22 protein-coding genes and 1 tRNA gene are annotated in these 23,459 nt (G+C 36.0%); 13 read left to right on the top strand and 10 right to left on the bottom strand.

Translation table 11 applies throughout. From position 1 onward, the window contains the following. Positions 1 to 41 precede the first annotated feature (41 nt). Complete coding sequence (locus tag B3C16_RS14540; RefSeq protein ID WP_291132885.1) at positions 42 to 911, top strand: diacylglycerol/lipid kinase family protein; 870 nt, start codon at positions 42 to 44, stop codon at positions 909 to 911. 5 nt (positions 912 to 916) lie between these two features. Here B3C16_RS14540 and B3C16_RS14545 read toward each other — a convergent pair whose 3' ends face one another. Beyond that, on the bottom strand, positions 917 to 1,930 hold the full coding sequence (locus tag B3C16_RS14545; RefSeq protein WP_349680465.1) for a peptidogalycan biosysnthesis protein: 1,014 nt from the start codon (positions 1,928 to 1,930) through the stop codon (positions 917 to 919). A gap of 188 nt (positions 1,931 to 2,118) precedes the next feature. Continuing rightward, the gene (locus tag B3C16_RS14550; RefSeq protein WP_291132889.1) at positions 2,119 to 2,607 is read right to left on the bottom strand and encodes a DUF1761 domain-containing protein; all 489 of its coding nucleotides are present in this window, start codon (positions 2,605 to 2,607) and stop codon (positions 2,119 to 2,121) included. Positions 2,608 to 2,823: 216 nt separating this feature from the next. Here B3C16_RS14550 and B3C16_RS14555 point away from each other — a divergent pair, with 216 nt between their 5' ends. Next, the gene (locus tag B3C16_RS14555) at positions 2,824 to 3,678 is read left to right on the top strand and encodes a leucine-rich repeat domain-containing protein (RefSeq protein WP_121311753.1); all 855 of its coding nucleotides are present in this window, start codon (positions 2,824 to 2,826) and stop codon (positions 3,676 to 3,678) included. Between the two features lie 68 nt (positions 3,679 to 3,746). Here B3C16_RS14555 and B3C16_RS14560 read toward each other — a convergent pair whose 3' ends face one another. Both B3C16_RS14560 and B3C16_RS14565 read right to left on the bottom strand, forming a co-directional pair. After that, positions 3,747 to 4,193 (bottom strand): KTSC domain-containing protein, encoded by a 447-nt coding sequence (locus B3C16_RS14560; RefSeq protein WP_121311752.1) that lies wholly within the window; start codon positions 4,191 to 4,193, stop codon positions 3,747 to 3,749. A 61-nt stretch (positions 4,194 to 4,254) separates the two neighbouring features. Then, positions 4,255 to 4,327: transfer RNA gene (locus B3C16_RS14565), tRNA-Met, on the bottom strand. Between the two features lie 116 nt (positions 4,328 to 4,443). Between B3C16_RS14565 and era the strand changes: the two genes are divergently transcribed. Beyond that, positions 4,444 to 5,328, top strand: coding sequence for a GTPase Era (era, locus tag B3C16_RS14570; protein ID WP_121311729.1), 885 nt, complete (start codon positions 4,444 to 4,446; stop codon positions 5,326 to 5,328). Here the strand turns inward: era and B3C16_RS14575 are convergent, their stop codons facing one another. Next, positions 5,329 to 5,838, bottom strand: a complete 510-nt coding sequence (locus B3C16_RS14575) for a hypothetical protein (RefSeq protein WP_291132893.1) — start codon at positions 5,836 to 5,838, stop codon at positions 5,329 to 5,331. It lies immediately after the preceding gene. Positions 5,839 to 5,935: 97 nt separating this feature from the next. Between B3C16_RS14575 and der the strand changes: the two genes are divergently transcribed. Together der and B3C16_RS14585 are read left to right on the top strand one after the other, a co-directional pair. Next, positions 5,936 to 7,246, top strand: a complete 1,311-nt coding sequence (gene der / locus B3C16_RS14580) for a ribosome biogenesis GTPase Der (protein WP_291132895.1) — start codon at positions 5,936 to 5,938, stop codon at positions 7,244 to 7,246. A gap of 145 nt (positions 7,247 to 7,391) precedes the next feature. Then, positions 7,392 to 10,163: an outer membrane beta-barrel protein gene (locus B3C16_RS14585; protein ID WP_291132897.1), complete on the top strand. Its 2,772-nt coding sequence runs from the start codon at positions 7,392 to 7,394 to the stop codon at positions 10,161 to 10,163. Positions 10,164 to 10,238: 75 nt separating this feature from the next. On the opposite strand, the gene B3C16_RS14590 is transcribed toward B3C16_RS14585, so the two are convergent. The 5 genes from B3C16_RS14590 to B3C16_RS14610 all read right to left on the bottom strand — a co-directional run bounded on the left by B3C16_RS14590 (position 10,239) and on the right by B3C16_RS14610 (position 13,593). Then, complete coding sequence (locus B3C16_RS14590; RefSeq protein ID WP_121311725.1) at positions 10,239 to 11,042, bottom strand: TPM domain-containing protein; 804 nt, start codon at positions 11,040 to 11,042, stop codon at positions 10,239 to 10,241. After that, positions 11,039 to 11,479, bottom strand: a complete 441-nt coding sequence (locus tag B3C16_RS14595; protein ID WP_121311724.1) for a TPM domain-containing protein — start codon at positions 11,477 to 11,479, stop codon at positions 11,039 to 11,041. Before B3C16_RS14595 ends, B3C16_RS14590 begins: the two co-directional genes overlap by 4 nt. Before the next feature lie 86 nt (positions 11,480 to 11,565). After that, the gene (locus B3C16_RS14600) at positions 11,566 to 12,159 is read right to left on the bottom strand and encodes a LemA family protein (protein ID WP_291132900.1); all 594 of its coding nucleotides are present in this window, start codon (positions 12,157 to 12,159) and stop codon (positions 11,566 to 11,568) included. 65 nt (positions 12,160 to 12,224) lie between these two features. Beyond that, the gene (locus B3C16_RS14605; protein WP_121311722.1) at positions 12,225 to 12,557 is read right to left on the bottom strand and encodes a MerR family transcriptional regulator; all 333 of its coding nucleotides are present in this window, start codon (positions 12,555 to 12,557) and stop codon (positions 12,225 to 12,227) included. A 55-nt stretch (positions 12,558 to 12,612) separates the two neighbouring features. After that, the gene (locus B3C16_RS14610; RefSeq protein WP_291132903.1) at positions 12,613 to 13,593 is read right to left on the bottom strand and encodes a M23 family metallopeptidase; all 981 of its coding nucleotides are present in this window, start codon (positions 13,591 to 13,593) and stop codon (positions 12,613 to 12,615) included. Positions 13,594 to 13,916: 323 nt separating this feature from the next. On the opposite strand from B3C16_RS14610, the gene alaS reads away from it, so the two are divergent. From alaS to B3C16_RS14650, 8 genes are all read left to right on the top strand, one after another. Beyond that, positions 13,917 to 16,553: an alanine--tRNA ligase gene (gene alaS, locus B3C16_RS14615; RefSeq protein WP_291132905.1), complete on the top strand. Its 2,637-nt coding sequence runs from the start codon at positions 13,917 to 13,919 to the stop codon at positions 16,551 to 16,553. A 200-nt stretch (positions 16,554 to 16,753) separates the two neighbouring features. Further along, the gene (locus tag B3C16_RS14620; RefSeq protein ID WP_291132907.1) at positions 16,754 to 17,551 is read left to right on the top strand and encodes a hypothetical protein; all 798 of its coding nucleotides are present in this window, start codon (positions 16,754 to 16,756) and stop codon (positions 17,549 to 17,551) included. Positions 17,552 to 17,677: 126 nt separating this feature from the next. Further along, positions 17,678 to 18,634 carry a GSCFA domain-containing protein gene (locus B3C16_RS14625; protein ID WP_291132909.1) on the top strand — a complete coding sequence of 319 codons (957 nt, stop codon included), beginning with the start codon at positions 17,678 to 17,680 and terminating at the stop codon, positions 18,632 to 18,634. A 76-nt stretch (positions 18,635 to 18,710) separates the two neighbouring features. Further along, on the top strand, positions 18,711 to 19,082 hold the full coding sequence (locus tag B3C16_RS14630; RefSeq protein ID WP_291132911.1) for a hypothetical protein: 372 nt from the start codon (positions 18,711 to 18,713) through the stop codon (positions 19,080 to 19,082). 25 nt (positions 19,083 to 19,107) lie between these two features. Then, on the top strand, positions 19,108 to 20,949 hold the full coding sequence (locus B3C16_RS14635) for a PQQ-binding-like beta-propeller repeat protein (protein WP_121311716.1): 1,842 nt from the start codon (positions 19,108 to 19,110) through the stop codon (positions 20,947 to 20,949). A gap of 67 nt (positions 20,950 to 21,016) precedes the next feature. Next, on the top strand, positions 21,017 to 22,444 hold the full coding sequence (locus tag B3C16_RS14640; RefSeq protein WP_291132913.1) for a hypothetical protein: 1,428 nt from the start codon (positions 21,017 to 21,019) through the stop codon (positions 22,442 to 22,444). Positions 22,445 to 22,519: 75 nt separating this feature from the next. After that, positions 22,520 to 23,050 carry a DUF6252 family protein gene (locus B3C16_RS14645; protein ID WP_291132915.1) on the top strand — a complete coding sequence of 177 codons (531 nt, stop codon included), beginning with the start codon at positions 22,520 to 22,522 and terminating at the stop codon, positions 23,048 to 23,050. Positions 23,051 to 23,208: 158 nt separating this feature from the next. Beyond that, on the top strand, positions 23,209 to 23,424 hold the full coding sequence (locus tag B3C16_RS14650; RefSeq protein WP_147406794.1) for a hypothetical protein: 216 nt from the start codon (positions 23,209 to 23,211) through the stop codon (positions 23,422 to 23,424). Positions 23,425 to 23,459: the final 35 nt, after the last annotated feature.

The raw sequence follows: 23,459 nt of genomic DNA on the forward strand, positions 1-23,459 counted from the left end.
TTGACAAATTACAAATTATTTAGAGAATACCCTTTAGGGCCATGAAGAAGAAGTATATTTTAGTGATAAATCCAATTTCTGGAGATGTAGATAAAAGTGAGATTTTGAATAAAACTTTGGCTTTCGCCGAAGAGTTTCAGGTTGAGATTATAGTTTATGAAACGTCTGGTGAAAATGATGGCGAAGTCATAAAAACACTTTATAATTTGCACAAACCGGAACGTATTTTAATTGCAGGTGGCGATGGAACTATCAAAATGGTTGGCGAAGCTTTAGAAAAACAAGATGTAATTTTCGGAATTCTTCCGGCCGGTTCAGCCAATGGATTGGCAGTAGATTTGAATTTGCCTGCGACTATGGAAGAAAATCTTGCGGTGGCATTTCACAATCATTTTATGGAAATGGACATGATTTCTATAAACGGAAGAAAAAGTATTCATTTAAGCGATTTGGGTTTGAATGCCGAATTGGTGAGAAACTATGAAAACGGTTCAACACGCGGAAAGTTAGGTTACGCTTTACAAATAATTACGACTTTAACGGAGTTGGAAGAGCCTTTTTCGGTCAAAATTACAGCCAATCATCAAACAACAGAATGTACGGCAAGAATGATTGTAATAGCCAATTCTCAAAAATACGGAACCGGAGTTACCATAAATCCAAACGGTATAATGAATGACGGAAAGTTTGAGATTGTAATTTTAAAAAATCTCGATTTAATGGTTTTTGGAAAAATTATTACTGGAAATATGCCCGTAGATTTAGAAGATGTTGAAATTATTTCTACTGATAAAGCCACTATTACAACAACTTCTCCGGTTAGTTTTCAAATTGATGGCGAATATATAGGCGAAGAAACCCATTTGGACATTAGAATTTTGCCTTCTCAAATGAAAGTGGCTATTCCTTAAAATCTTTATTTAAAAGGATGACGCTGTTGCCAAGCCAAAGTAGGCTCTAATTGTGGGAATATTTTAGGCATTAATTTATTCACCCATTTATTAGTGTGATAAATAAAACCCGACATCAAAATAGGCTCGGCGCCAATAGAACTCTTGATTTCTAATGCGGTTCTTCCAAAGATAATTTTTTCAAATCGGTTTTCAATACCAAATTTGGTCATGTTGTACAGCATATTCAAATACAGCATTTTTTCCTTTTGGACTTGGTTGTCATAACCTAAGAAATAAGTTTCTAACACATTGCCATTCAAAAGCAGTGTGTGAAATCCAATTAATTCTTCGTTTAAAAAATAACCAACCAATTTAAATCGGTCACCACATTGTTTCTTAAAAGAGGAGAAATGATTTTTGGACAAGAAAAAAGTATTAAAGGGCGCATTTTTGGCAACATGATGATACAATTCGTAGATGCGTTTTTCGCTCTGAATTATTTCTTCCAACGACAATTCTTTAATCGTAATTCCTTCCGCTTTTTTATGGGAGCGTTTGTATTGATCTCGGTATTTTTTGGAAAAGGCGGCAATATAATCTTCATTGGTTTGCCAATTATTCTTCAGCTCAAAAATCATATTAGGTTGCGTGTTGAACTCGTATATATTTGAAAACTGGTGTTTTTTTAATTCGTCTGCACAATGTTGGTAGAAGTCTTTAAAGGAAACAATGTGTATTTTGATTTTTTGCTCTTTAAAGTATTTCGTGATGGCATTGGCACATTCTAATAGTAAATCACCAATATCTTTAAAATCGATTTCTTTAGTGAACTCATAACCGTTTTGCCCGGTAATCATGTTGTTACCTAAGAATAAAACGTGAGAAGCAAAATTTTTAAAGACAAAATTCCGAGCATAAGTTTTGAAACACTGATCTCTTTCGCCAAACGATTCCAGTTGGTTCAAATTGAGATATTGTGCCAGCGCCACGCCAATAAGTACTGACTTTTCATAAATACCAATGTAAAAACACTGCATGTTTGTAGGTGCAGAATCTTCAAGCACTTTTAAATAATGGGTTTGCAAAAAAATATTTTCGTGAGCAACCTTGTCCCAGGAATCTGGGAGTTGAGTAGTAGAAGAGTAAATCTTAAATGAATGTGTGTCCAAAGTAAAAAAAATCGCTCCACAAATGTAGAGCGATTGGTTTATAATAAAATGTTAAACTATTTCCAGCCACAGATGATAGCGCCCATAATCGTCATCGATACAATCCAATAACCGGCATTTACCAGAATGTATTTCCATGATTTTTGTTCGAATAAACCGTTTATGGCAGTAATCGGCAAGGCTAAAAATAATCCCGACATAAAGCCGTGTAAAGCACCGTGTTTGAAAGTTCTGAATTCATTACCATAATCCGCTAAGAAAGCAGAGTAAGAGGGTTTTGCTGTAGTTACAAATTCTGGTCCGCCAATCATTCCTAGTGCACCAAGCTGATGAACTACCAAAGCCGGCATAAGAAAGGCCAACATTAAGGAATAAAAAATAGTCAAGCCGAAAACTTTCAACATATTGGATTGTTTGGCTTTTTCTTCGGTCATTCCGGTTTCATTCATCCAAATGGTTCCGAATACTTTCGGGTTGTACCATACAAATCCAACTACAAGTGTAACTAGTGCTGAGACAAAAACTGCGTAAAAATTAAATGGCATAATGTTAGTTTTTAATTGGTTAGTGTTTCAAATGTATAAAATATTTTTTAATCTCATTTCCTCTGTAAGGAATTGTGATGGATTGTTAAATTTCAATAGTATTTGTAAGATAAGTATATTAAAATTAAAACATGAAGTGCATTTCATCGATTATATTTGTTTTTAAACGACAGTTCTTATAGTTTTACGTCGTCATTAACCTCAAATCTAAGTGATATGAAATCTATTTTTACTTGTTTAGCTGTGCTTTTGGTTTCAACCTCAGTATTCGCCGAAATATCTTCAACAGAAAAAAATGCTTTGATCAAATTATACAAAGCGACCAAAGGTTCACAATGGACCAACAAATGGGATTTAAAATCACCAACCACAACTTGGTACGGTGTTGAAATCAAAAACGATAAAGTTATAGGGATAAAATTAATGAACAATAACCTTGTAGGAGAGTTGCCAACAGAAATAGGTGATTTGACTTCCCTAGAAGTTTTAAATTTGTTCAGAAATGATATTTCTGGTGTTTTACCTGAATCTATAGGTAATTTAAAAAGTTTGACTAAATTGAATGTTGCTTTCAATAAAGTAACAGGTGCTTTGCCGGAAACATTAGGTAATGCTTCTCAATTGAAATCAATCGAAATGCATATGAACAGACTGACAGGTGTTTTGCCGGTAAATATTGGAACTTTAACAAATCTTGAAACGCTTTCTTTATTTAATAATGAAATCGAAGGTGCGATTCCAACTTCTTATTACCAGTTGAAATCTTTAAAAGTGTTGTTACTAAACAGTAATAAATTGACTGGGAAATTAGAGAAAGAAGTATCAAACCTTTCTTCTTTAGAAACCTTAAGTTTATTTGAAAACAAAATGGACGGACAAGTACCTTTCGATTTAGAAAAACTACACAACTTGAAAGAGATGAATATTTCTTACAATATGTTCAACGGTTTTGTTTCAAGAAATTTAGCTAAACTGGATACTTTAAATATGACGATGGTCAATGAGCAAGGTGTTGCTACTACTTTAAAAGTGAGTATAGATAAAAACTCAGCATTTGCTGCAGATGAATAAGATGTTTTGTGTTGGTTTATTAAGAAGAAAAAGGTCTCAACTTATTGTTTGAGACCTTTTTTTATGATTTATTCCGCAGCTACTAGTTTGGAAGTGCTTCGGTAAATGAATTCATTATAAATATGTCTTCGGGCAAAACGACTTGGTGATTCAGCGTTTACCATTTTAATGTAAATAGGTCTAAGAACACCAAAGTATTCAAAAGAATTGCCGTCTAAGAAAGTAATATACAAAACACTATTTTCATAATAAAAATCAGCAATGTTAGTGCTTGTAGTGATTCGTGTATACTCAGCTTTGTCTTTTTCCAAAGTTTCAGGGGCTATACTTACCAAGAAATGATAAGCCGCAATGATTTCTTTACTTTTTTCTTCTGCTGCCAGACGTTCAGCATCATCTGTAATAGCATCCGGATGTGAATCTTTCATGCTGTTTCTGTAAATGGTCTTTAACTCTTTAAGAGTTGCTGTCTTTGTAACACCAAGTAACGCTCTGTACTCGACAATTTTTTTCATGTTCATAAGAATACTTTTGATAAAAAAAGAAAGCCACTCTTTTCAGAATGGCTTCTCTTCGTAGCGGGAACAGGACTCGAACCTGTGACCTTCGGGTTATGAGCCCGACGAGCTGCCTACTGCTCTATCCCGCGATGTTTCGAGTGCAAATATACAACGAATATCAACACTTGCAACAAAAAAGATAAAAAAATCTTTTTTCTTCTATTGGACTGATATGACTACCTTTGCAAAAATTAAATCAAATTACATGTCACATAAAGCCGGATTCGTTAACATAATCGGTAACCCAAACGTTGGAAAATCAACCTTAATGAATGCTTTTGTTGGGGAAAGATTATCCATCATAACTTCCAAAGCTCAAACTACACGTCACAGGATTTTAGGCATCGTTAACGGAGAAGATTTTCAAGTGGTGCTTTCAGATACTCCCGGAATTATCAAACCGGCTTATGAAATGCAGAAATCTATGATGGACTTTGTGAAATCGGCTTTCGAAGATGCTGATGTGTTGATTTACATGGTCGAAATAGGCGAGAAGGAATTAAAAGATGAAGACTTTTTTAATAAAATAATTCATTCTAAAATTCCGGTGTTGTTGCTGTTGAATAAAATCGACAAATCCAACCAAGAAGAATTAGAAGAGCAAATTGAGTTGTGGAAAGCCAAAGTGCCTAATGCAGAAATCTTTCCAATCTCTGCTTTAGAAAATTTTAATGTTAAAGAAGTATTCGCCAGAATTTTGGACTTGCTTCCGGTGTCGCCACCGTATTACCCTAAAGATGCTTTGACGGACAAGCCGGAACGTTTCTTTGTAAACGAAACCATTCGTGAGAAAATCTTAATGAACTACGACAAAGAAATTCCATACGCAGTAGAAATCGAAACCGAAGAATTCTTAGAAGATGAAAAAATCATCCGAATTCGCTCCGTAATTATGGTGGAACGCGATACTCAAAAAGGAATTATCATTGGTCACAAAGGCGCTGCTTTAAAGAAAGTCGGTATGCAATCTCGTGAAGATTTAGAGAAGTTCTTCGGCAAGCAAATTCATATCGAATTGTATGTAAAAGTCAACAAAGACTGGAGAAGCAATGCGTATCAGTTGCGTCGTTTTGGGTACAACCAAAAATAATTACTCTTTGATGATGTCCAAAAAGATGGCTTCGAGTTCATCCATTTGTTCATGACCTTTTTCTCGAATCTGTCGGGCAATAACATAAAGTAAAAACCAAACAATCACCATGATAAACATCACGATGAAATCCATTAACATGGGTTCGTTAAGCGTGTAATTAGAATAAGCAAACATGCCAAATAAGGTAAAAATACCGGCGACTATGAAATGCAAAAACATAAACATCGTCCAAAGCGTTTGATCCGGACCAAACAATCCTCTTATGTGAGTGGCGTTTTTTTCATTACCTTCTTTTTCCTCTAATTCTACGCTTAAATGCGGCGACCAATAGTGTTTTTTTTCACCCGAAAAGGTAAACTGAACGTGGTTGTTTCTCACTTTCATTACGAAGTCAGTAGATTGGTTCTTTTGTCTGTAATTGACAAATTTCTCTCTGACGACAGCTATGTTTTGTTCGAGGTCTTTAAAAAACCGTGGACGAAGTCTAACCTCATGTTGGGTATCCATAAAAACGATTTTTTGGATGTTAATACGATACTAAAAGTAATAAAATAATTGAATTTGTGCTCTTTAATACTACCTTTGCACCATATTTAAAATGATTATGAACAATATTGTAGCCATAGTTGGAAGACCAAATGTTGGGAAATCGACTTTTTTTAACCGTTTAATCAAAAGAAGAGAAGCTATCGTCGACTCGGTTAGCGGTGTAACTCGTGATAGAAATTACGGTAAAAGCGAATGGAATGGAAAAGAGTTTTCTGTAATAGATACAGGTGGTTATATCAAAGGTTCGGATGATATTTTTGAAGGTGAAATTCGCCGTCAGGTGGAATTGGCGATTGATGAAGCCGATGCGATTATTTTCGTTGTCGATGTGGAAGAAGGTATCACGCCTATGGATGCCGAAGTAGCTAAGTTGTTGCGAAAAGTAACCAAACCAATCTTATTAGCTGTAAACAAAGTAGACAATGCGATGCGTGAAAAAGACGCTATCGAATTTTATAATTTAGGCTTAGGGGAATATTTTACCATTGCCAGTATCAGCGGAAGCGGAACAGGAGATTTGTTAGACAAATTAGTAGAAGTATTGCCGGAGTTACCGGAAGTTACTGATGAAGAGGAAGCTTTGCCAAGATTTTGTGTGGTAGGTCGTCCTAATGCCGGAAAATCATCTTTTATAAATGCGTTAATCGGTGAAGACCGATTTGTAGTGACCGATATCGCCGGAACAACTCGTGATTCGATTGATACCAGATACAACCGTTTTGGTTTCGAATTCAACTTGGTTGATACCGCCGGAATTCGTAGAAAAGCCAAAGTAAAAGAAGATTTAGAATTTTACTCCGTAATGCGTTCAGTGCGTGCGATTGAGCATTCTGATGTTTGTATTCTTTTGATTGATGCGACTCGTGGATTTGAAGGACAAGACCAAAGTATTTTTTGGCTGGCCGAAAAAAACAGAAAAGGCGTTATCATCTTAGTAAACAAATGGGATTTGGTAGAAAAAGACACCATGTCAACCCGTGATTACGAAGCCAAAATTCGTGAAGAATTACAACCGTTTACCGATGTGCCAATCATCTTTACTTCGGTAATAACCAAACAACGTTTGCTAAAAGCTTTGGAAGAAACGGTAAAAGTTTTTGAAAACAGAAAACAGCGTATTGCAACCTCAAAATTCAACGACTTTATGTTGAAATTGATTGAAGCTTATCCGCCGCCGGCCTTGAAAGGAAAATATGTAAAAATCAAATATTGTATGCAATTGCCAACACCAACACCACAATTTGTGTTTTTTGCCAATTTGCCGCAATATGTAAAAGAACCATACAAGCGTTTCTTAGAAAATAAAATCCGAGAAAACTGGGATTTCTCAGGCGTACCGATTGATATTTACATCAGAGAAAAGTAAAGTAAAGTCAAGTGTTTACAGATAACACTAATCTGTTAGTATTATCTGAAAATGTTAAATTTTTCGTAAGAAATTTTCACGTCACATACTAAAATAAGAATTTAGCCGTTATTAATCTTTCTAACTTAATAACAGCTATTTTTTTATGCCAAAATCTCTCTACCTCGTTTTAGCCTTTTTTATTACTTCTATTACTTTTGCACAATCAACAATTTCACTCAAAGGAAAAGTAGTTGATGAAACCAACAAATTACCTATCGAATCAGCAACAGTCTATTTGACTTCAGTCAAAGATTCTTCTGTGGTTGATTATACCATTACCAATAAAGTAGGTGGTTTTAATTTTAAGATCAGAAAATCGGATAAGCCGGTTTATCTTAAAATCTCTTACGTCAGTTATCAGGATTTTAAAGAAGACAAAGTTTCTTTAGAGGTTGACAAAGATTTTGGAATTATCGAATTAAAAGAAGCGGTAAACGCTCTTAACGAGGTAGTGATAAAATCTGAAATTCCACCGATTAGAATTAAAAAGGACACTTTGGAGTTCAATGCCGCTTCGTTTAAAGTGGGTGCCGATGCCAATGTTGAAGCCTTGCTCAAACAATTACCCGGAGTTGAAATCACACCGGAAGGTAAAATCACAGTCAATGGTCAAGAAGTCAATAATATTTTGGTCAATGGTAAACCGTTCTTTGGAAAAGATGGTAAGATCGCCACCCAAAATCTACCGGCTGAAATTATTGATAAAGTGCAAGTCGTTGATACGAAAACCAAATCGGAAGAAATTTCAGGTGAAGCTTCGGGTTCGCAAGAAAAAACCATTAATCTTACCATACAAGAGGACAAAAATAAAGGTCTTTTCGGGAAAGTTGTCGCCGGACATGGTTCGGACAAACGGTATGAATCCAGTTTGTTACTCAATTATTTTAAAGGCGAACAGAAAGTAAGTGTCTTGGCTTCATCCAATAACATCAATTCCATTGGATTCTCTATGGATGAGGTTTTTGATAATATGGGCGGTGGAAGAAATTCTTCGATTTATTATAACGATGACGGAAGTTTTGGGATCAACAATATGTCATTTGGTGGCAATCGCGGAATTACTCGTTCCAATATGGTCGGAATAAATTATCAAGACAAATGGTTGAAAAAAATTGACCAAAGCGGCAGTTATTATTTTTCAAATGCCGAAACTGAAAATGCCAACCGAACGAATAGAATCAACCTTTTGCCGGAAGGTAGAACATTCACCAATTCTAATACTATCACCAAAAACGGTAGTAATGGGCATAACCTCGATTTAGATTTTGAAATCAAAATAGATTCCTTGTCGACTATTTATGTCAATCCAAGTTTTCAAAGAAATAAAAGCTATAGTAAATCTTCCAGAAATCAAATTACGACTAATGAAACTTTTGATGAGTTGAATAGCAGTACCAATGAAGATTACAATGATAATGAATTTACTTCTTTTGGCGCCGAAGCCAGTTTCAGCAAACGTTTTTTAAAGAAAAACCGCGGATTATCGGTTAATTTTGAATCGGAATTTCAAAGAAGAGATGATTTTGTCAATACCAATTCGGCTACGCTTTTTGCCGATGCCACGCCGGATGATATCCGGAATCAGAATCGATTTGAAAAAGACAACAATGATTTTATAAAATTGGAAGTACGTTTTGGCGAACCTTTAACCGATTCACTTCGACTGAGTTTAACCTCTGAAGTAACGTATCGCAACGTTAAAAACAACTTGAATACCTTTGATTTTGACGGCGCAAATTATGATGATTTCAATGATTTGCAATCCAATGGTACATCGTCAAAAGCAACTACTTTTTTTCCTTCAACCGGATTGATTATCAGCAAATCTAAAACCAACGGTAGAATCAACTTCGGACCTGAATTTGTCACTTTTGATGCTCGTTCCAACTATTTAGGATTGACCACCAATAGAAATAAAAACTATGTTTATCCAAGAGTTAAAGGATACATCAGTCACCGTATGGGCAAATCAAAATCGATTTATTCTTTTTATGATTATGGCGTGCAATTGCCACAAGCGAACCAAGTTTTGCCAGTTGAGAATTTGTCAAATCCGTTGAGCACTTTTGTAGGTAATGATGATCTTCGACCAACACAAAAACACAATTTGTACTTTAGTTTTAACGATTATGATTATCAGTCACGTTCCGGTTATTATCTTTATTCGGGCTTTGATTTGAGTCGAGATGCCGTGGTTTCCTCAACCATTTTTGACGATAATTTTAAGTCGACAACGACTTACCAAAATGTGGATATGGTATACAATTCCTATTTAGGATTTAATTGGAATAAGTCCTATAAAAAGGAAAAGAGAACCTTGCGTTTTGGTGCGGGAATTAATTTTAACTACAATTCTAATAAAGGTTTAACCAATGCAGTAGCATTTGAGTCAAAAGGTTTACAAGTTAACCCAAAAGTCAATCTGACTTGGAGCATTGACCAATTGATTACGGTTTCGCAAAACTATAGCTATTCTTTGAATAGTACCGATTATGAAAATTATGTAATTGATAAGGCACAAAATTTTACTCATAATGCCAAATTAGAAATCACTTCTTATGTCCCAAAGCATTTTGTAATTGGAAGTGATTTTGGTTACCGTTATAATTCAAACATTGCCGATGGATTTAAGAAAGACTTTTATTTGTGGAATGTGAGTTTAGGCTACAACTTTTTCAAAGACCAATTCTTAGCCAAAGTAAAAGTCTACGATTTATTAGACCAAAACCAAAATGCTACCCGTACGATTTCCCCAACAGCCATTGTTGATGCAGAAAACACGGTATTAAAGCGCTACGTAATGTTCTCACTAACGTATAAACTCGAAAAGTTTGGCGGAAAGAAAAAAGAAGGCGGAATGATGTTTATGGATTAAATAAAAAAACTCGGTCAATTTGACCGAGTTTTTTGTTATTAAATCTGCTGACTGCAACTGCGGTCTAGGAATGAACTACCAACCGCCGCTTGCGCCTCCGCCGGAGAATCCACCGCCGCCAAAACCACCACCAAATCCGCCACCGCCGGAAGAGCCACTACCAAAACTTCCGCCGCCAAATCCGCCACCGCCGCGACCAAGACTGCTTAAGATAATTATGTCGGCTAAGTCAAAGCCACCGCCACGATTACCCGAGTTTCCACCGCTACCGCCTTTGCCTTTATTTTTGGCAATGATGAATATGATAACGATAACGATGATGATAATAGGTAATATAGGCGGGCTTCCTTTCTTAGATTTTTTTCTTTCGCCTTTGTATTTACCCTTGACAACTTCTATAATAGTCTCAGCACCTTTACTTAAACCATTATAGTAACTGCCGGCTTTGAACTCGGGTGTAATCACATTTCTGATGATTTCACCACAAATTCCTGCGGTGAGTCTGTCTTCTAATCCATAACCCGGACGAATACTTATTTTTCTGTTGTTTTTTGACACTAAAATGAATACACCATTGTCTTCTTTGGCTTGACCAATACCCCAATTTTGTGCCCAATTGGTGGAAACTACATCAATACTTTCTCCTTTTAAATCTTCTATCGTAACAACTACAATTTGGGTCGAAGTAGAATCTGAATATCTAACAAGATTTTCTTCTAATTGAATTTTTTCTTGAGGACTTAATAGCTTAGCATAGTCATATACTGAAGTTTGAAAATCAGGTTTTTTAGGTATCGTAAATTGTGCAAAACCTATTTGTGAAACCAAAAGACAAACAATGAGTTTAAGGAAAACGGGAATAGTTATTTTATAGTTCATTCTCCTTTTGATATTTCGTTTGATAATTCATCAGTGTCACCATCTTGGTAAGGAAAGTATTTCTGAAGCTGTTCTCCGGCTCTGAGTATGCCGTCAATTAAACCTTGTTTGTATTGTCCTTTTTTAAAGTTTTTGGTCATCACATCACGAGTACAATCCCAAAAATCATTCGGAACCAAATCGTTAATGCCCTTATCGCCACAAATCACAAAATGTTTGTCTTTGACAGCCAAGTAAATTAAGACACCATTTTTCAACTCAGTTTCATCCATTTTTAACAGATGGAAAACTTCCATCGCACGCTCGAAAGGATCGATGGAAGTGTGTTTTTCAATATGTACTCTAATTTCACCGGAAGTATTTTTTTCGGCCACGCGAATAGCTTCAACAATTTCTTGCTCTTCTTCTTTGGTTAAAAAATCTTCTACTTTAGACATTGTTTAGTTTTTTAAACATCAGATTTCCAAATTACCGCAAACTTCAATCTGTCTTAATTGGTGAAATCTGTGTTAGATTTATTTTTTTAGAATTTTACTTCTACCGGTTTTTCAGCACCTTCAACAGCTTGGAAATAAGCTTTTTCTTTAAAGCCAAATAGTCCTGCAAATAGGCTGTTAGGGAATGTTTTGATGTGCGTGTTGTAAGGTTTAACCGCTTCGTTAAAACGTGTTCTTGCCGTTAAAATTTGGTTTTCGGTACTTGCCAATTCGTCTTGTAATTTCAAGAAATTTTGATTGGCTTTTAATTCAGGATAAGCTTCAACCGTTACCAATAATCTTGATAATGATGATGTTACGCCTGATTGGGCTGAGTTAAAAGCGGCCAACTGCTCCGGAGTAATGTTTGTAGGATCAATTTTTACAGAAGTGGCTTTTGCTCTGGCTTCAATAACTGCTGTTAAAGTTCCTTTTTCAAACTCTGCAGCACCTTTTACAGTGTTAACTAAATTGCCAATTAAATCATTTCTTCTTTGGTATGCCGTGTTTACGTTACCCCAAGATTCATTGATTGTTTGTTCGTAACCAACTGCCGTATTATTAATTCCTTTAACCCAGCTGTAAATTCCAAAAATTACAACTGCTCCAATAATCCAAGGTAAAAATTTTTTAAAATCCATGTTTGTTTTTAATTTAAGGTTTGTTATTAGTTTTTAATTCTTTTTGTTTGTTACAAAAACCAAACCTAAAGTTGGTTCTTGATATTTAATAATTGCGCTTTCACCGTTTCCAGTTTGCTGATGATTTCATACTTGTCCAAAGTTTTCTTTTGTCCTTCTTTCAAATGTGTTTTAGCACCATCAAGCGTAAAGCCTCTTTCTTTGACCAAATGATAAATCAGTTGCAGATTTTTTACATCTTCGGGCGTGAACATCCGATTGCCTTTGGCATTTTTCTTGGGTTTAAGAATATCAAATTCTTTGTCCCAAAAACGAATCAGCGAAGCATTCACATTAAAAGCTTTGGCCACTTCGCCAATGCTGTAATATCTTTTTCCTTCTTTTAACTCTATATGCATATGTTTTATTTTTTTAACTGAACACTAAAAACTGATCACTGACCACTTTTTTAAATTAATCCAGTGATTGATTTTCCTGATTAGCCAATTTAGAAATAACTGTATACTCTGCCGCCGAAATATTCCCGTAATAAAAATTAATCGGGTTGACGACTTTTCCGTCTTTGTGTACTTCATAATGCAAATGTGGCGCTTCACTTCGGCCTGTACTTCCAACGTAACCAATGATGTCACCACGCTTTACTCGTTGTCCACGTTTGACTTTGTATTTACTCAAATGCGCATATAAAGTTAAATACCCATAACCGTGACTGATTTCAATATGATTACCAAAACCCGATTTCGAATTGTCAGCATTAATAACAACACCATCGCCGGTAGCAAAAATAGGGGTTCCGGTTTTCGCCGTGAAATCCATGCCTTCGTGCATTTTACGTACTTTGGTAAACGGGTCGCTTCGGTATCCAAAACCGGAAGCAATTCGCTTCATTTGCTCATTCTTTACCGGTTGTATCGCCGGAATCGCCGAAAGTAATTTGTTTTTCTCTTTGGCCAATTTCAAAATTTCATCTAATGATTTTGATTGAATTGCCAATTCTTTAGAAATGATATCCACTCTTTTTGAAGTATTCACTACTAACTCTGAGTTGTCAAATCCTTCTAATTCCTTATAGCGATTCACACCACCAAATCCAGCTTTTCGTTGTTCCGAAGGGATCGGTGACGTATTAAAATAAGCGCGGTAAATATTATTGTCTCTTTCTTCAACATCAGCTAAAACTTCCTGAACTTGGTCTATCTTTTTATTCAAAATAGCATAACGCAATTTCATCGTTTCAATTTCACGCGCTTGCAATCGGTCTTTGGGAGTTTCTAAATAGGAACTATTCAATAAAACCACAAAACACAGAAAACCAAATAATCCTGATGCGAGTAAAAATAAACCGATGTAACCCAGTTTTTTGGATAATTTCGGCTTGATTTTTCGGTAAGCCAAACTTTCGGTATCGAAATAATACTTTACTTTTTTCGCCATCTTTTATTTTATACTATTTTTGTGCTTGTTTTAAGAAAACAATGGTTATACGAACAAATTTAACAAATGTTTCAGTCAAACCCTAAATTTTAATTTGAAGTAGTTCAAATTAATTGTCATCTTGAGTTCAGTCGAGGGATTAGGAGCGAATGGTTCGGGCATTTTAGTAAATGCTATTCCTGCTTTTCGCAGTATCTTTTTGTCAAATCGAGCGCAGTCGAGATGCGATTAATAAAAAAGGATACTTGCTTCAATCAGGGCTAAAAAGTAAACTATTTTCTTAAATCTATTAATCTAAAGATCTAACAGTCTAATAATCTAAAATGAAATCACAAGACATTCGAAAAGCGTATTTACAATTCTTTGAAAGCAAAGGACATTTAATTGTTCCTTCGGCTCCAATCGTCCTGAAAGACGATCCAACCCTGATGTTCAACAACTCGGGTATGGCACAGTTCAAAGAATATTTTTTAGGAAACGGCATGCCTAAAAGCAAACGTATAGCCGATACGCAAAAATGTCTTCGTGTGTCAGGGAAACACAACGATTTGGAAGATGTAGGTTTCGATACGTATCATCACACCATGTTCGAAATGTTGGGTAACTGGTCATTCGGCGATTACTTCAAAAAAGAAGCACTCGATTGGGCTTGGGAATTTCTAACTGAAGTTTTGAAATTGGACAAAGACCGTTTGTACGTTTCCGTATTTGAAGGCAATCCTGCCGAAAATGTGGCATTCGACCAAGAAGCTTGGGACATTTGGAAACAGTACGTTCCCGAAGACCGAATTATTTTGGGGAACAAAAAAGACAACTTCTGGGAAATGGGTGACCAAGGACCATGTGGTCCGTGTTCCGAAATCCACATCGATTTAAGAACCGATGCTGAAAGAGCAGCTGTTTCAGGTAGAAGTTTGGTAAACGCCGATCATCCGCAAGTAGTCGAGATTTGGAACAACGTTTTCATGGAATTCAACCGCAAAGCCGATGGTTCGTTAGAAAAACTTCCGGCACAGCACGTAGATACCGGAATGGGATTTGAGCGTTTGTGTATGGCGATGCAAAACGTAACGTCGAACTATGACACAGATGTTTTTACGCCACTGATTGCTAAAATTGAACAAATTACAGGATTAAAATACACTTCCAACGAAGTCAAAAATATATCAGAAGAACAAAACAAAACCAATATCGCCATTCGTGTAATTGTGGATCACGTGCGTGCCGTAGCTTTCGCTATTGCTGATGGACAATTGCCGTCTAATACCGGAGCGGGTTATGTAATCCGAAGAATTTTGCGCCGCGCGATTCGTTATGGCTTTACGTTTTTAAATACCAAAGAACCTTTTATCAATAAATTGGTGGAAGTTTTGGCCAATCAAATGGGCGAGTTCTTCCCGGAAATCAAATCGCAACAACAATTGGTTACCAATGTAATTCGTGAAGAAGAAGCTTCTTTCTTGAGAACGTTAGACCAAGGTTTACAATTATTGGAAAATGTAGTGGCTCAAACCAAAGGAACGGAAGTTTCGGGTGCAAAAGCCTTTGAATTATATGATACTTTCGGTTTTCCGAGAGATTTAACCGCTTTGATTCTGAAAGAAAAAGGCATGTCGTTTAACGAAAGTGAATTCGATGCGTCTATGCAAGAACAAAAAAACCGTTCACGCGCCGCTTCAGAAGTTTCGACAGAAGATTGGTCGGTATTAATTCCGGGCAATGTGGAAACTTTCGTTGGTTATGACCAAATAGAAAACGAAGTAAAAATCACTCGCATCCGCAAAGTGGACAGTAAAAAAGACGGTATTTTATACCAAATCGTTTTAGACAACACGCCGTTCTATCCGGAAGGCGGTGGACAAGTTGGTGACAAAGGAACATTAGTTTCCGCCAATGAAACCATTGATATTATTGACACCAAAAAAGAAAATAATCTGATTTTACATTTCGCGAAGCAATTGCCGGAAAATATAAACGGAGCTTTTGTAGCGAAAGTTAATACCGATTTAAGAACATCAACCTCCAAAAATCACTCGGCTACGCATTTGATGCATTTGGCTTTGAGAAATATTTTAGGAACGCATGTGGAGCAAAAAGGATCGTTGGTGAATCCAAACTATTTGCGTTTCGACTTTTCGCATTTTGCTAAAGTTAGTGATGAAGAATTACGTCAGGTAGAAGCAAGCGTAAATGCCCAAATTGAAGCCCAATTGCAATTAACAGAATACAGAAATATTCCAATTCAAGAAGCTTTGGCAAAAGGCGCGATGGCTTTATTTGGAGAAAAATATGGCGATAATGTGCGCATGATTGAATTTGGTGATAGTAAAGAACTTTGTGGAGGAATTCACGTGAAAAATACCGCCGAGATTTGGCATTTCAAAATCGTTTCCGAAGGCGCAGTTGCGGCGGGAATTCGTCGTATTGAAGCGATAACGGGAGATGCCGTTAAAGATTTCTTTACACAACAAGAAAATGCCTTGGTAACCATCAAAGAAACTTTGAAAAATCCCCAAGATACCATCAAAGCTGTCGTTTCGTTGCAAGATGAGAACTCGAAATTGAAAAAGCAAATCGAGTTGTTGTTAAAAGAAAAAATAGAAGGACTGAAAAATGATTTAGTTTCCCAATTTCAAGAAATCAATGGTGTTAACTTTTTAGCAAAACAAGTCGATTTATCTATGAGTTCCACTAAAGAATTGGCGCAAGCCTTAGGAACTTCAAAAGGAAATTCGTTTGTGGTTTTAGCATCGATTGAAGATAACGCACCTAACATTCATTGTTATATTGCTAAGGAATTGGTGGCTGACAAAAGCTTAAACGCCAATGTGGTTATCAAAGATTTAGGGAAATATATCGATGGTAATGGTGGAGGACAACCATTTTTTGCTTCCGGAAAAGGGAAAAATATAAACGGTATCAAAGAAGCATTAGAAAAAGCAATCGATTTTGTGAAATAACACCTAAAATACTCATTTTAAAACCCTTTCATTTTTGAGATGAAAGGGTTTTTTTATTGGTATCATAGGTCAAAAAGTGCTAAACAACAGATATTTTAGTAGTATATCGAATGTTTTTTTGGTTTGGGAAGTGCTTATTTACATTTGAGCCGTATTAACAAAGCCCCAGCAAGTTGATATGATAAACTACTAATGCAATTATGAAAAAAGTTATACAAATTCTTTTAGTTTCCCTTTTAGTTTTAACGTTTACTTCATGTTCTTCGGATGATAATGGAAATCAGCCGGATACTAGTGTTGTATTGCTAAAAAAGATGGAATCTGATGTGATGGGCAATCACGGAGTCTATAATTTTAGTTACAGCGGAAGAAAGTTGACAAAGGTGAACTACGAAATTCATACGCCTGGTATTCAAACAGGTTATGATAAATACTTTTACACTGGTGAATTAATTACTGAGATTAAAACTTTTAACGGTAGCAATCAAAATACTTTCAGTACAGTTTTTACTTATAACGCCAATAATCAATTGGAACAAGTTGTTAAATTGAATTTACAGAACAGTACTGCTACAAAAATGGTATTCACTTATAATTCAAATGGAACGGTTGATGCTTTAAATTATACCGGAACTTTGGAAAGCCAAACAACACTTACTGCAGTTAGTGAAAAGTACTTCATTGAAAATAATGATATCGTACGAATTGAATTTACCGGTTCAATGTCACAAACAGCAATGGACTTCGAGTATGATGCAGCCAATAACCCGATGCGCAATGTAGCCGGAATGGATAAAATTAAATTACATACTTACGACAGCGATGGAAGATATGGAATTACTAAAAACCTTAAAAAAGTAACAACTTATTTTGCAACGGTTCAAAGCTCGCAAGTAGATTTCGAATTGGTATACGATGAAAATAATTATCCTTTGACAAGATATTCTTCAGAAACTTCTCCGGGACCTTTCAACTACAATTTCGAATATTATAAATAAATTAGATCAAACACCATAATCAAACCCAAAACCCTTTCAACTGTCAATGAAAGGGTTTTTTTATTCAGATTTTGTACTTTTGACCCGAGTGATAACGAACAGACGAAGTAAACAAATCAAAAATAAATGAATTTCACCACCAAAGTTCCTGTTGCCGCTTATGAATATCCAATAGATTATAGCTCTAAGATATTGTCTCTTGGATCGTGCTTTGCCGAGAATATGGGAGAAAAGTTCAATTATTTTAAATTCCAAATGACAACCAATCCATTTGGAATAATTTTCAATCCGGTATCGGTTGAGAAGTTGGTGGAAAGTATAGTGAATCAACGACTGTTTACCGAAGCTGATATTTTCTTTCACAACGATTTGTGGCATTGCTATGACGTTCATTCAGAGTTGAGTCATCCTGACAAAAAGGAGTTCTTAGAAAGACTAAATCTAACAATCCAACAATCTAACCATCTAATAATTCAAGCGAGCCACATCATCATTACTTATGGAACTTCTTGGGTTTACCGCCATAATCTGACAAATGAAATTGTAGCCAACTGTCATAAAGTACCGCAAAAAGAATTTACCAAAGAAATCCTATCGCCTGAAATCATTCAGAAATCAATTCAGAATACGATCTCCTTAATTCAAAAAGTCAATCCCGATTGTCGTTTTATATTCACCGTTTCACCGGTACGACATATCAAAGACGGTTTCCCTGAAAACCAACGCAGCAAAGCGCATCTCATTACCGCCATACATAATCTTCTTACAGATGTCACACTGAGCTTGTCGAAGTGCTACTTTCCTAGCTACGAAATCATGATGGACGAACTTCGTGACTATCGATTCTATGCTGATGATATGTTGCATCCAAGCCAAGCCGCGATTGATTATATTTGGATACGTTTTTTCGAAAACTATGTTGCACCTGATTGTTTCGAAACCATGCAAGAAGTTTGTAACATTCAAAAAGGATTAGCCCATCTCCCTTTTAATCCTAACACGGCAAGTCATCAACATTTTTTGGCAACACTTAACCAAAAGATTATCAAGCTACAAGCGCAATTTCCACACTTTCAATTTTAACAAAATACGACATTTGCCGTATTTCCTTCTTCAGTATTTCGCAATAGGTTTGTTATGTATTTAACAACCTAAAACCATGAAAACAATTAAGGCATTATTAGTATTCACATTTCTACTGTTGTCTACTCAACATGTATTGGCACAAAAACCGGTACTAACAGATGAAGAAGCGGTGACTGAAACCGTGACTAAGGAAATTGATGAGGTTTTCCAAGCAGACGATTTCCAAAAAAAGAAAAGCAAAAAATACGCAGATGTCAAAGGCACAATGGTCGTAGATATTGGCGTAGTGCAAAACGGAAAGGTTTCTTCCTTCTTTAAAGTAGACAGCGACATCAAGAACATCGATTTTATCAATTTCATGTCGGGCTACATTTTAGATCACAAATTCAAATTCAAATTGCAAAAGCAGCAACGATACAAAATTCGCTACACGATTACATTTTAACACCTAACAATAAAAACAATAAGTCATGAAGAAAATTACTTTAGTAATGCTGATGCTCTCTCTAGCCATCACATTACCGGCAAACGCCCAGTTTGGTAAATTAATGGGGAAAGGCAAAGGAGCCGGAAAAAAATCGGGAAGTTTTGGTACCGTTTGGGAATCAGAATTTGACAACAAAGCGACGCAGTTAGCAGTGGCTGTAAACGGAGGAGAATATGTTTTAGCAACAGATGATAATTCTGCTACGGTATTAGATGTCAATGGAAAACAAGTTTGGAGTGGTGATTACAAAAAAATCACAACCAATAAAACCAACAAATGTGATTACCAATACATTATCCACAAAGGCAAGGGGAAAGGCGGTTATTTATTTCTCTTTGACGAAAGAAAATTAGGAACGGATAGGGTTGCAGTCCTTGATGTTGCCACTGGGAAAGAGCTATGGAATTCAGAAGAATACCAAAATCTTATTCCTAAAGGAACTGCTGCAAAAGAAGGTTCTGACGAAGGCGAATTGGAAACGGTTAAATACATTTTCGAATTAGATGCTTTTTTAATTTCACAAAAGGCTTCTGTGATTTTGGTTAAAGCCAACACAGGAGAAAAAGTTTGGGAAACCAATCGTTTCAAAGGTGGTGTCGGCAAATATATTTATGATGGTAAAAGAAATGAAATCATCATGATTAATTTTAAACCAACCGCTCTTGGTGCTTTATTTGCCGGTTTTAAGAATCAATTGGTAAAGATTAATGCTACTAATGGAGATATTCTTTGGGATGCAACTTTTCTCGGAACTATCGAAAAAGAATTGGTTACTCGCAGAGCGATTGTCGATTTATGGATTAAAGAGGATAAATTATACATGTACTTAGATGGATTGCAGGTTTACAACATCAATAACGGACAAAAACTTTGGGAAGTGACTTATGAGAATGACATGAAGGGCGCCGGAGGAGGAATGTTCAGCGGTGGAAAACGTTCTAAGATATACAGAACTATAGCGGATCCTTTGTTTACAGACGATGCAGTTTACATTGTAATCTTGGGAACCAGAGACCGAACTAAGTATGTTGAAAAACACGATTTGGCTTCAGGAAAATTACTTTGGGCTTCAGAGAAAATCACGGGTTCATTTTGTATGCCGAATATTTATAAATCAGGAGACAAAGTTTTAGTTCAAGTTGGTGGAAAAGTCCAAGTTCAGGAGTTCAGATTAGAAGAAGTTTCTAATGGCTTCTCAGCCGGAATGGCACTTGGCGGTTTTGGTGGTGGTTCCATGAAACAATGGGTTCCTTATATCTATTGGGATTATAAAGCGCAAAAAAACTCTGTATTGTGTTTGGATGACAAAACCGGAAAAACAGCTTGGCGTTCTGAAAAATTTGACAAACGTATTACCGATTTTATTCTCGAAAACGATAAAACATTATTTGTGGGTGACGGAGATGAGTTTTACGGCTATGACATCGCTTCGGGAAATCAATTGTTTGATGTAAAACACAACGATGCTAAAGTTGGAAAAGCAACTGATGTTATCGATTTTGGAGATAAAGTAGTTGTACTTTCCGAAAAAGGATTGGCATCTTATAATAAAAAAGACGGTTCAAGAGTTTATGCTACAGAAAAGATAAGAGGTGTAGATTATTTCTATGAAATTGAAGGAAATTACTATTTGAGAGATCAAAGAAACAGCAAAAATATTATCTATGGTATTGACATGACCAATGGAGAAACCAAAGGTTCTGTTCAATCTAAGGGTAAAGGCGGAAGCCCAAAATATGGCGCCGGTATCGATATTTCAGATGATGGTGAATTCATCTTCGCTTTTAAAGGAAAAAAAGTAGAAAAAATTAAAGTTAACAATTGAGTTTTTTGAGGAAGTTGGTTGGGACTGCAATTCGTTGCGGTCCTTTCTATTTTAAATAACAATCATTATGAAAAAAATACTATTTCTTTATTCATTCTTATTAGTCTTTTATTCTGCCAATGCGCAACAAGTGCAATGGGCCAATAAACTAATTAAATTTTCATCAGATTTAGGAGGTAAACAGCATGGGATTAAAAGAATTTTAGGAAAGCCCGATGCTTTTCCTCAAGGTGGCAGTAGCCCAAATGCTTGGACACCCAAAAATGCTTTGGATGGTTATGAATGGGTGCAAGTTGGTTTCGAAAAGCCGCAGACTGTAAAACAGGTTGCTGTTTTTGAGAATCTAAATGCAGGTTGTGTTGTAAGTATTTCTGTTGATGACGGATCAGGAAAATACAAACGTGTTTGGTCGAGAAGGCCCAATTATAAAACGGTAATGTTCAAAGCGACTATTCCGGCAGACAGAAACTACTATTTCAAACGCAAAAGAAGAAAGATTCAGGAAAGCCCGGATGTTATTAATCCAGGAGTAGAATATGCTATTCTAGACGAAGCAGTTTCAGGTGTTGTGGCGGTTCGCGTGGAATTTAATTTTGCTTTGTTACCGGGACAAAAAGAAGTTGATGCTATCGGGATTTCCGATACTGAAACACCAATTCAACCTACAGTCAATACTACAGCGGCTTTTGAAAGTTTATCAACTGCCAAAACACTACAATTACCGGATATTGTTCCCACTAGTCCATCGGTGTCTTTTGATGGATTAAAACTTTTTGTAACCGGAATCAGTGAGGTGAAAAATGAGATTTTTTCTTTTACCAGAAATACTTCAGGACAATGGGCTAACAAGCAACTTGAATCTTCGCTCAATACCGGAGAACGTTATAATCACGTAAAATCTATTGGAACTCATTATTTGTTAAAAGGCGGTAATCGCTATACCAAAGGTACGACAGAAACCGGGTTTGAATTGTTTGTAATCAATAATGGAAATTATGAAGCTTTGGAACCAGTAAAAGTGACAGCTTATAACAATTATGACGAAACAGCAGAGGCTTTCCTAACTGCTGACAGAAAGATTTTAATTATGGGTATTGAAACCGATTTTTCTCAAGGCGCCAGCGATTTGTATTTCGCACAACAAAAAGAAGACGGTACTTATGGCTTACTGCAAAATATGGGCAAAGTAATCAATTCAGCGGCTGATGAAGGGATGTGCCAATTGCTGTCTGATAACAAAACGATGTTGTTTAGCAGCGACGGATTCAGCACTTTTGGTAGTTATGATATTTTTGTTTCTTATCGATTAGATGAGACTTGGAAAAATTGGTCGGAACCCATCAATCTTGGTAGTAAAGTGAATACCACAGATTTTGACGGATTGCCTTTTTATGACGAAAAAAATGAAGTGCTGTATTTCATCTCTAGTGAAAATGAAACCAATGTTTTAAAATATGTAAGTGTTCCAAAAGCCAATTTGATGAAAACTAACTAAATACGACAAATGCCTTATTGTTTGCCATTTGATAAAAGTGAAAATTTGCAGTAATAACCTTTAACTTTAAATATTATGAAAACAATTAAACAATTCGGAATCGTTTTAACAGTGGCATTGGCTACTTTATTAACAGCATGTAGTGGAAGCGATGATGGCGGTGGCGGAGGTGGAAATGCATCGTTAGGACAAGTAAAAGCCAAAGTAGCGGGTTCCAATTTCAGCTCTATGGAAGTAGCAACCTTTGCCCAAAAAATCGTTGCAGGCGGAACAACCACTATTATTGTTCAAGGCAGTACAGCGCAGGGCAAGGCAATTCAATTGATTCTTAACGGAACTAACGGTCAGCCGGGAACTTTTGAAATCAGCGATGATGCAGCTATTTCTGCTGTTGCAAGTTATACAGAGCTTAACCAAAGTAATCCTATGAATTCGCCAACTTGGGCAGCTCCTTATGAGGATTCAGGTGTAGTAGGTTCTATTACCATCAGTGAAATAAGCGATACTAATGTAAAAGGAACATTCAACTTTACCGGTAAAAACCAAAACGGAACTGATACGAAAGCAGTGACTAATGGGGCATTCAATGTGAATTTCCAAAACTAATTCATAGAAACATCTTATATAAAAATACGGCGTTTGCCGTATTTTTTTTGGCTTCTTTTTAACCGAATTTTGAAATTTATATTCGACTCAGTATGACTTTTTTTCTAATACTCGTTTTTTTAATTCAAATTGGGCTCATCTTCTATCTGAGAAACAAGATGCTCTCAGAGCGAAATGAGTTTCAATCTAAGCTAAAACCTTTAGAGGAATTTATCATTGAATTAAATAGTGAACACCAAAAGCAATCAATTCAGCTCCAACTTTCAGATGATTTAAAAATAAAGATGAAAGAAGTCAATGTCGCTTTGAGCAAAAATGTTTTCGAGTTAAATTATCAACTCTTGGAAGATTTGTATCCAAAAAAAGAGATTTAGCCATTGAAAATTTTAACATTTTTAATACATTTATG

Origin of the sequence: Flavobacterium sp. UBA7682 (genome assembly GCF_002482945.1) — a bacterium.
Taxonomy (GTDB): Bacteria; Bacteroidota; Bacteroidia; order Flavobacteriales; family Flavobacteriaceae; genus Flavobacterium.